Source organism: Vibrio sp. SG41-7 (genome assembly GCF_014164465.1).
Classification (GTDB): domain Bacteria; phylum Pseudomonadota; class Gammaproteobacteria; order Enterobacterales; family Vibrionaceae; genus Vibrio; species Vibrio splendidus.
This window is the reverse complement of record NZ_JACJFF010000156.1, coordinates 1-9,210: the sequence shown is the minus strand read 5'-3', so window position 1 is coordinate 9,210 and position 9,210 is coordinate 1. Positions and strand designations below refer to the sequence as shown.

The window sequence follows — 9,210 nt, the reverse complement described above, 5'->3', positions numbered from 1 at the left end:
TCTCTGGTTTCATACGATGTATGGCAAGATTAAGTTATGGGTTTTACGCGATCTTTATGCCATCACTTGAATTTCTAAGTATCGTTGTTCCGCACTTCACCATGACTACAAGTATTACAAACTCAGCAGTAAGAGTCATTACTCTATTAATCTTTGGGGTAATAACTTGTCCAAATATCGGCTAGTAGGACTGTGAATGAACTAAATTGATGTGTAGAAAGAAACCAACATGGTGCGGAATTTTTATCATAGTACTGATTTGACTTATTTGGTGTTAGGATAATGGAATGAAAAAGACCACGCCAACGCCACATGATGCGCTCTTTAAGCAGTTTCTCACTCACCCTGAAACCGCTAAGGACTTATTGGATATTCACCTGCCTGCTGAGCTGCGTGAAATCTGTGATTTGACGACCCTAAAGCTCGAATCAGGCAGTTTTATTGAAGAAAGCTTACGCCCTTACTATTCGGATGTCCTTTATTCTCTTAAAACGTCTCAGGGGGAAGGGTACGTCTATGCGTTAATCGAGCACCAGAGTCGGCCAGATAAACACATGGCGTTCAGACTGATGCGTTACGCTATCGCTGCTATGCAACAGCATATTGAAGCGGGCCGTGAGCACTTACCCTTAGTGATACCTTTGCAGTTTTACCATGGCCAAGTCTCGCCGTATCCTTATGAGATGAATTGGTTAAAAGGTTTTGCTAACCCTAAGATGGCTAAGGCTCTCTATACTCAAGATTTTCCATTGGTCGATGTCACTGTTATCTCCGATGATGAGATAATGCAACATCGCCGTATCGCGTTACTTGAACTTGTACAAAAGCACGCGAGGCATCGCGATATCATGGATTTCCTTGAGCCTCTGGTCACATTGCTCTTAACCGATTACACTACAGATAAGCAAGTACAGTCATTGATGAGCTACCTACTCCAAGTGGGTGAAACGAGTAACCTAGAAGCGTTAATTACGTCACTAGTCTCATCAGTACCGAAACACGAGGAAACACTTATGACTATTGCAGAACAATTGCGCCAACAAGGCGAGCAACGTGGCCGCCAAGAAGGTATACAATTAGGTGAGGAAAAAGGCCGTCAAGAAGCACTCAAGGAGATGGCGCGCAAGATGTTGCTTAATGGGATCGACCAGCAAGCCATTATGGATGTCACGGGATTGAATGAAGACGAACTAGCACAACTTTCTCATTAGCCGAGCAAGCATAAAGGGTTGTGTGGCAAAGTGGCATTGTTGATCAAATAAGCCTGGAAACAAAGCTACATCGTCTATGGCTAACCGCTTCAAACTGGTATCCCTAGACCTATAATTTTGTTTATAGTTTTGACATTTACTATCATTTCACCTATTTGAGCGTTGTAGTATTTCAAACTCGCTTTACCGCTCGTTAGCGCCTTTTCCGCTTCATTTATTGATCCACTCTCTTCCCAAAGCATTACCTTCTTTCGAGGTGAGTTTCAGTGAGGGACAACCTTTCTTTTTCAGAGGCTCATGGCACAACAAAACTGACTTCCGCACTCATGGTTTCGGGTGTATCGAGATGAAAGCTAAGTGCAGCTTTTGCCATGCTCTGCGTTTCTTTGCATCAAGCTTTTTCACTTTCCGCTCTCCCTGACCAAAAAGGTGGAGGCCAGTTGAGTTAATGGCTATATGGCGAATAACCCTTTAGATTTATTGCGATATTTGACTTGAACCGCCTTCGACGCATATCCCTGAATATTGACTATGACGGTTCTGTTTCCAACGCCAATCAACCTGTAAAGTACGTATTAAACTTAAATATTGGGCGTTCTCCCTTCGGACGGCTCATTCAGTCGCTTCACTCCTCTCGCGATAACTTATGGCACTGTTATCGAGCAAGCTCGATGTGACATTGAGTTACTGCGAACAATCACCCAACGCCTCCGCTACTGCGTAGCTGCGCATCGTCGTGCCTCCTTATTACCTTTCACTGGCTTCAATTAAGTTCGAGTAAGGGCTTGTTTTCTTATGTGCCGATTTTCCTTTCGACTCGCATCACTTGATGGCGCTCGCAGGCTGTTCACCATCCTCAATCAGAACCTTCTCTGCAAGGGTAAATAAACGCTTCGCGCCCCTGCAGAGAAGAACCCTGTTTGAGGTCTGGACAGCCAAGCGGCTCCATAAAAGTGATACTCAAACAAAAAGGAAACTCCTCATGGCACAACAAAACTCAACCCCAACTCTCTCTAAATCGAATTTCAGCAACCAGCGTTTCGCCGCTGGGCACGAAAGCTCACCAAAAAATGATATCTCTTTATTGCGTATTCCTCAGCGTACAGAGGAAGAAGAGCACGGCTTTTCTCTTACGCCGTGTAGCGACATTACCTTAGCTGAACTCAAAATCGCGGGATTTACTTCGCGTGATTCTAAGTTCTACCCATCCACTCTGGCTGAGGTTGAGAAGAGTATCTTGCACCACTTTAAAATAGGGGACTTAACTGACAATTTTATTGTGAAGGATGTATCAACCCCTTCGAGAGCCCTCTTTTCGTTTCACCGTTGCCCGTTTTAATTACTGGGATATTTTTGTATTAACGTCAGGAGTAAGTCATGAAATATCTCTCTCACTATATTCAAGCCAAACAAACGCAAGCATTTAATGAAGCTGGGGCATTTTTTGCCTTTTCCACTAAACAGTTCGATGAAGCAAACAAAGAGGGCGTGAAATATGCGTCGTTAGGTATGGGCTTAATTTGCCCTGTTGATAATGCGAAGCAATTAATGAACCGTTTAGATTCTATTGCTCAAGAAGGGATCGCCGAAGACATCGAAGAGAATGGTAAAAAATCGATCATTCGCCGTGAGCTATTCAATCACGAGTGTTTCTATACCAATGACATTTGTGATTGTGTCGAAAAGCTCGAAGGGTATGGCATTTCTTACGATGAAGTGTATGAGGTGTTTAATCACATTCGTAAAACGGAAGACGTTTATTAAACGCTAAAAGTAAAGCGCCTTGATATTTGTTGTATCAAATATCAAGGCAAATTCAATTTAAATACAGGGGTAAATATAATGAACATTAAAAATGTTACATCAGGTGACGAAGAAACAAAAGAAAAAAATTATTTTTGTACGACTGTGCCGTTTGATCTTGGCAAAGTTGTTTGTACACAAGGCATTGCTGAACTGCTAAATAACAATATTGGTGTGAATTTACCGATTTACTTACATCGTTACCAAAATGGTGATTGGGGAAATGTCTGTGTTGAAGATAAACTTACCAATGACGAAGCCACTAAGACAGGCGAGCGGGTTTTATCCAGTTATACCATTTGTAATGAACAAGTTTGGATAATTACCGAGCGTGATCGTAGTTGCACTACGATTTTACTCCTTAATGAATATTGATGACGTCAATTCACGCGATATAATGGAGTTCCTTTGGACTCCATTTTTTAGCTTATGAAAAAACTAATCTTATTTTTGTCGGTCTTTCCAAGTGTCGGGTATTCGTTTTGTTTTGATGAAGCAGGACAACATTATAATGTAGATCCAGATTTGCTGCGAGCGATAGCACAAGTTGAAAGCAGTCTTGATCCTAATGCTTATAACGAAAACAAAAATAAAAAAGGTCAAGTAACCAGTCGTGATTTTGGACTCATGCAAATTAACTCTAGTTGGTTTCCTCGACTGGCTGAATTTAATGTCAATGAAACCAATGTCTACGAACCTTGTTTTAATGTTTCATTAGGTGCGTGGGTATTAAGTTCTAACTTTGCCAGCCATGGCTATAACTGGAATAGCGTAGGCGCTTATAATGCAGGATTTCTTAAACGTACCGAAAGCGCCAGAAAAATATACATCAAAAAAGTTCAGAAAGTCTATTACCAATCGCCATTAAAATAACCTTTGTCGCACCATAACAGTGCGGCGCTAGTTGTGTCACGATCTTCTTTTTCCGTTTTACATTCCTTCCCTAATGGTCTCAATCACCCTCGGTTCAATCGCCAACGGTTCGGCTTTTGCTCTCGACGTTTCTAAAACAAGCCCAAAAAATACAAACTCGATGGAGACTCATTGGAGGTCATTGTTACCGCTTTAGAATCATCCACACCCTACGGCGCATTGAAATCAATGCAAATGGTTGTCTGTGAAAAACATAAAGATAATAAAAACAAAAAGTTAAAGATATAATAGTCGCTTAAAGTAACGTGGAAAAATTTTCAGAAATTACACTAATTAGCCGATTAAATTTCAATGGATAAATATATTTTTTCAATGATTATTAATTGATCCCTTATAGGTAAAGCGATGAGAGCGTTTTCAATGTCATTTTAATTGGAAATCATTGAATGTTGATTGAGTCCTTTATTGACAAGGCTTAATGGGTGTTTTATAAAATTAATTGATTGAAATTTCATTGGAATAACAATGCTTTTAATTGGGGTTGAGGAGGGCAATATGACACGTTCTTATCCATTACAAAGCTCATTACGTGGAAAGTTAGCGCAAGATTTTAAGACGTTTAGGGATAAGGAAGCCTTAAGTGATGCCGAGGCCACGCGGCAACTTTTGATGTTGGCACTGCGCATTAAACTCAATGACAGTGAGGATGATAGTCCATCGAATCGTGAGTTGATGGAAGAGATTTATCGTGTCGTTCGTGGTTCATCTGCGATCACTGATGTGGTTCATGGACAAACCTTTGATGGTGAAAAATTATTCCGAGAACAAAAAGAATCCAAACCCTTTAGGCAACAGGTGAAATCTGATATCGATAATAAAGTCGATGAGTTTCTGGCAGGCAAAAAAAAAGGGTAGTCCATTGGACACCCCTTTTTCTACCGCTCTAACTCTCTATCTATTTTATTATATTGGTCATTGTTGTTGTCACGCTCCTGATTAAAATCAAACGTTTTTTGAGGGGAGGGTTCTTTGCTGTCGAAGTGTTCAAGCTCTTTATCTTTGATTTCTTTTGTGTGTTGATTAATATCAGTGTCCGGCTTGTTGGTTAATGAATCATGGTCTTGAGTGGGGGTGTCGAATTCCTCTTTTTGTTGATGCGTTTGTTGATGGTATTGTTCAATACCCTGTTTGATTTCCTCAAGCATATTGTCAGGTGAAACAAACTGAATATTTCTCCCTGAAAAATTGGCCATGATTTTTTCAATGTTGTTGGGATTTAAATCAGTATTGCCTTGACTCAGTACAATCACAATGTTCTGTCTGAGTTCATCGGGGGAGATATTCTGAATGTCATTCTTATGATTGACATTGATAATGTCGTATTGGCCTTGATGCGCTTGATTAATAATAAAAGCATTCTCGATTGAGGTACTGATGATGGTGGTGTGCAAATCACTGCCTTGATGGAATCGCGTTATTTGTTTGGATTTCGTGCCTAATATCCGTGGGTTGATGTCGAGTGCCGGATCTTTATTTCCTTGCCCGTCTAAATAAGTCACTTCGATCGCTTTTGTTTCTCCTTTTTTATCGTGAATGTTAGTTATCATCGCCGGGTGAAATGTTTTGTCCTCTGAGGAATATACTTCTTGATGAAAATGAACATGGTCATTCTTAGGGTGTTCAATCCCCAAATTATTGAGGTAAGTTTCGGCTAATGTGCCTGTGAGTGGCTGGCTGGTTTGTATATATTCTTTCGCTCTCTCTTCAAATTGTGCCATGTGTTTTGGCGTTGTATTCAGTAATTGGTCATGTTTGGGGTTGGCGGTGAGCTGGTATTTATCAGGATCATTAAGGATGTTGTGGGCTTCTTGCATTGCCTCCTTAAAATTTATTTCCTTATGAATCATCATTAAATCGATTAATGAGCCTTTTTCACCGGTGGTATAGTCTTTAAAATACCCTCGATATTCCCCCGTTAACGATACCTTTATTGCCGACTTTCCAATACCAAAGGTGAGATAATCACGGTCTGATTTAGATGGGTTCGGTTGCCCCAAGAGGTTGATGGCTAAGCTTTCGGTGTATTTCGGTAACGTTTGGCTGATGTGTTCTTTAAATTGGTTGTAGTCAAAATCTCCGTTTCTATTGTGATAACGCACGTCTTCATGAGATAGGGCTTTGTCATTAAAGTAAGGCGTACTGTGTGGTGCAATGTTCTCGACGGTTTCAATGGCACTGTGTTTATTGACCTCTTTCGATAACCAGCTCTTCATCATCTGTTTTGGGCTGTCAGTAAAGAGTTTCACATGACTACTCGCCCGGCTTAAATCGATGTAAGCGCGTCTTAAGTTCGTCAGTGCGCCTTTACCCTTTAGGGTGGTAATGACGTTCTGATACGTCGCGCCTTGCGCCATATCTGCGGTTCTGGTGTAAGCGTAATCCCAATGCCCGTCTTTGAGTTGGTTTGGATTGAGGTTTAACGTTTGCCCCTCTTTCGACAGTGCGGTGATTTCCCCATCGGTGGCGCGGCTGATGGTGTATTCCACATTGGCTTTAATGCCTCGCGCTTTATCGGTAAAGCGGGTCATGATTTTATCACCGGTTGAAAGTGGCTTTTCTGATTGAGCGAAGAGTGACGTGTATTTGTGGTCTTTGTTGCGTGGTAAAAACGGCTTTGTCTTACCTGTGTTTACGTCTTGAAGTGTCACCACACCGTGCTCCGAATCAACGTGGGTAATGATGTCGTACTCTCCTGGCTTGGTGCTTAAAATGAGCCCTTTCTGATAAGGCATCATGGTGGTCAGCTCTTCTTTGCTATCACCTGTGGAGCGCAATCGGGTGGTGGTGATGTTCTCTTGGCCTATTTCCTGTGTTTTCATCAGTCCAACACGAATGTGCTCAGTGATGTGGTCACGCTCATTATTCGTGTAAGCAATGATAAGCGTATTTTCTCGTGTTTCTGGCGTTCGGGCAAGGTAGTCCTGCGCCACCGCGTAAGGCAGCTTTTCGGTGGCGATGAGTTGCGCTTTGCTTTGGTCTCTCGCACTCTCATCGAGGGTGGAAATGATATGTTGCGTGCTACCGAGTGTATCAGGACCTTGCTGAGAGAGTTTATCGAGGGCGCTGTGTGGCTGCTTATCTACAATGTTGTGTACGGCACCAAGCAGTATTTCATTCTTCTGACGAATGATGTCGGTCATAAAAGCCGTATCGATGAGTCCTTGGCTCATACTTAATTCAAACGGTTTACCAGCATTAAGAGACAGCAGCTGCTCTTTATCCCCAAGCAAGGTGGCTTTGGAGCCGCTTTGCAATACAAGGTCGGTGAGCTCTTTGGCTTGTTGGTTGCTGACCATGGAGCTTTCATCGAGGAAGAACAGCGTGTTTTTGTAGTCCTCTGGTAAGGTGATGCCACGTCTTAGGTCGGTCAGTAAGCTTTCCAGCGTTTGCGCTTGTATCCCTTTGCTTTCCAGTTCGCTGACGGCGGCGTGCGTTGGTGCAATACCTATGATTTGTGAAGGTGAGTGTTTACTGGCTTGGCTAGCGTGTTGAATCAATTCAATGTTGGATTCGAGTAGGGTGGATTTACCGGTGCCCGCTAAACCTTGCACGGCCACAAAACTGTCTTTGGTCGTTGAGATAAGGGTGATGCCGTCCTTTTGCCCTTGGGTAAGGCGAGGCTGTGCATCGAGATAATCTCTGACTTGTCTGTGGGTGGCAAACGGCTTGTGTTGATTTTTCCCTTGCTCAATGTTCCGCAAGATGTGCTTTTCGGTATCGAGCGCCGCTTGGGTGGTCCAGCGTGTGCCGTCGCTGTATTCGGCAGAGAGGGTGTCACTGCGCTTGGCGAGCTCTGTTTCAATTTGATCTTTGATTATCGGTTGATTGGCCTCTTCAAAAGCGTAACGGATCGCTTCGACGACTAACTCTTTTTGTGTAAACGCCGCTTCTTTTTCAGAAAGATGACTCAGGGCAAAGTTCAACGCTTTCTCTTGCAGTGGTGAATTTTGCTCTTTGTTTAAGAGAATGAGGGCTTGCTGGATGTCGCTTTTGACGGTGATGGCGGTGGTGTCAGTCAGGTAGCGGTCGTTGACGCTTTGAGTGTGCATCACTCGCTCGATGGCAGAAAGCTTCACTTCGCTTTTCTCAAGCGCGGCCTGGGCTTTATCGGGGTTGTCGGTAAACACATCGATGCGCGCGCTTTTCTCGGTCAGATCATGGAAGAGCGCTTTGGAGAGCGTAAAGGTTTTGCCTGAAATAAGAGTGTGCGGCCTTGGTTCGATATGACTGGCGGAATGCACATAGTCGTATTTTAGTGGTGCGTCTTTCAGGGCTTCAGCGGGGATGGTTTTCGATTCGCCTTGCGTGTCCGTTAACTTCAGGGTTTCTTTAGATAATCCTGTGACCACGTAACGTTCATTGGCGTTCAACCCAGATGGAAAGTGCTTACTGGTGGTTATGAGGCGTTCACCTTGGTTAACTTGCAACGATTCAGGTTTAAAGACCTGCATGTTGAGGGCTTTGAATCCGGTGGAAGCGGGATCGAGGGTGTATTCTTGTCCATCGGTTTTGCTGAGTACATGGACTCGATTGTTTGTCTTATCCGATGTGGAAACCACTAACTCTTGAGGTTTTCCGTCTTCCCAATGGCGAAGGGTCATGCCCGGCTTGTAGTGTTGCGCTAACTCCTGTTGGGGTTTAGACAAATAATGAGGTTGCTGAGTCAACAAGGTGATGCCGCTGCGGGCAAGTTGACCCTGGTTCTGTAGAGAGGTCCGGATCGCGTCCGTCAATCGTAGTTGTTCAACGTGAGAAGTCGCCAGCACTTGTGTGTCTTCTTTGTTTGATAAGTAGGTATAAGCTCTGGCGAGGGTGCGCGTATCACTGTCGTGCAAGGCAACCTTACTGTCTATCTGTTTGCTGTCTACCCAAGAGTGCGAGACGACGTTGCCTTTGCGGTAAAGCTCGATGGCGTTATAGGCATTAAAACCTTGGCGACTGGACGTGTTGTTCAGCAAGATGACTTTGCTCCCCGATCCCTTAGCTTTTGCGTTTAAAGCGATCAACTCATTCGCGCTCATTTTGTGGGCGCTGTCGACGAGAAGGACATCTTTGTTGGTCATTGGTAGGTCGGAGTGCAACAAACTATGGACAGAGTGACGATGCTCTTCTTGAAACCGGTGTTTTACCCAGGCTGCGACCGTATGACTTTCACGTTGGATGGTTTGGCTATGACGGTGTTTGTCTTTGGCGTTTTGTGACACTAAGTGGACACGTTTACCGACATAGTTGCCGACGTTCAATAGGTTTTGCGCGATTTGCT

7 protein-coding genes and 1 pseudogene are annotated in these 9,210 nt (G+C 43.5%); 6 read left to right on the top strand and 2 right to left on the bottom strand.

Annotation, left to right across the window (positions count from 1 at the left end; genetic code table 11):
- Window positions 1-287: 287 nt before the first annotated feature.
- The gene (locus H5300_RS23840; protein WP_182797073.1) at window positions 288-1,211 is read left to right on the top strand and encodes an Rpn family recombination-promoting nuclease/putative transposase; all 924 of its coding nucleotides are present in this window, start codon (window positions 288-290) and stop codon (window positions 1,209-1,211) included.
- Between the two features lie 89 nt (window positions 1,212-1,300).
- On the opposite strand, the pseudogene H5300_RS28550 reads toward H5300_RS23840, so the two are convergent.
- Window positions 1,301-1,720: pseudogene (locus tag H5300_RS28550) on the bottom strand (IS5/IS1182 family transposase); the annotation flags it as partial.
- Between the two features lie 473 nt (window positions 1,721-2,193).
- On the opposite strand from H5300_RS28550, the gene H5300_RS23830 reads away from it, so the two are divergent.
- The 5 genes from H5300_RS23830 (at window position 2,194) to H5300_RS23810 (ending at window position 4,802) form a co-directional block, all read left to right on the top strand.
- Window positions 2,194-2,550, top strand: coding sequence for a hypothetical protein (locus H5300_RS23830; RefSeq protein ID WP_050651848.1), 357 nt, complete (start codon window positions 2,194-2,196; stop codon window positions 2,548-2,550).
- A gap of 38 nt (window positions 2,551-2,588) precedes the next feature.
- Window positions 2,589-2,975, top strand: coding sequence for a hypothetical protein (locus H5300_RS23825; protein WP_182797072.1), 387 nt, complete (start codon window positions 2,589-2,591; stop codon window positions 2,973-2,975).
- Between the two features lie 78 nt (window positions 2,976-3,053).
- A complete protein-coding gene (locus tag H5300_RS23820) occupies window positions 3,054-3,389 on the top strand; it encodes a type I restriction endonuclease subunit M (RefSeq protein WP_182797071.1) in 336 nt (111 codons plus the stop codon).
- 54 nt (window positions 3,390-3,443) lie between these two features.
- Window positions 3,444-3,887 carry a lytic transglycosylase domain-containing protein gene (locus tag H5300_RS23815; protein ID WP_182797070.1) on the top strand — a complete coding sequence of 148 codons (444 nt, stop codon included), beginning with the start codon at window positions 3,444-3,446 and terminating at the stop codon, window positions 3,885-3,887.
- Between the two features lie 555 nt (window positions 3,888-4,442).
- The gene (locus tag H5300_RS23810; protein WP_166672906.1) at window positions 4,443-4,802 is read left to right on the top strand and encodes a hypothetical protein; all 360 of its coding nucleotides are present in this window, start codon (window positions 4,443-4,445) and stop codon (window positions 4,800-4,802) included.
- A 20-nt stretch (window positions 4,803-4,822) separates the two neighbouring features.
- Here H5300_RS23810 and traI read toward each other — a convergent pair.
- Window positions 4,823-9,210 (bottom strand): conjugative transfer relaxase/helicase TraI (traI, locus tag H5300_RS23805; protein WP_182797069.1); only part of this gene is annotated, 4,388 nt, incomplete at its 5' end.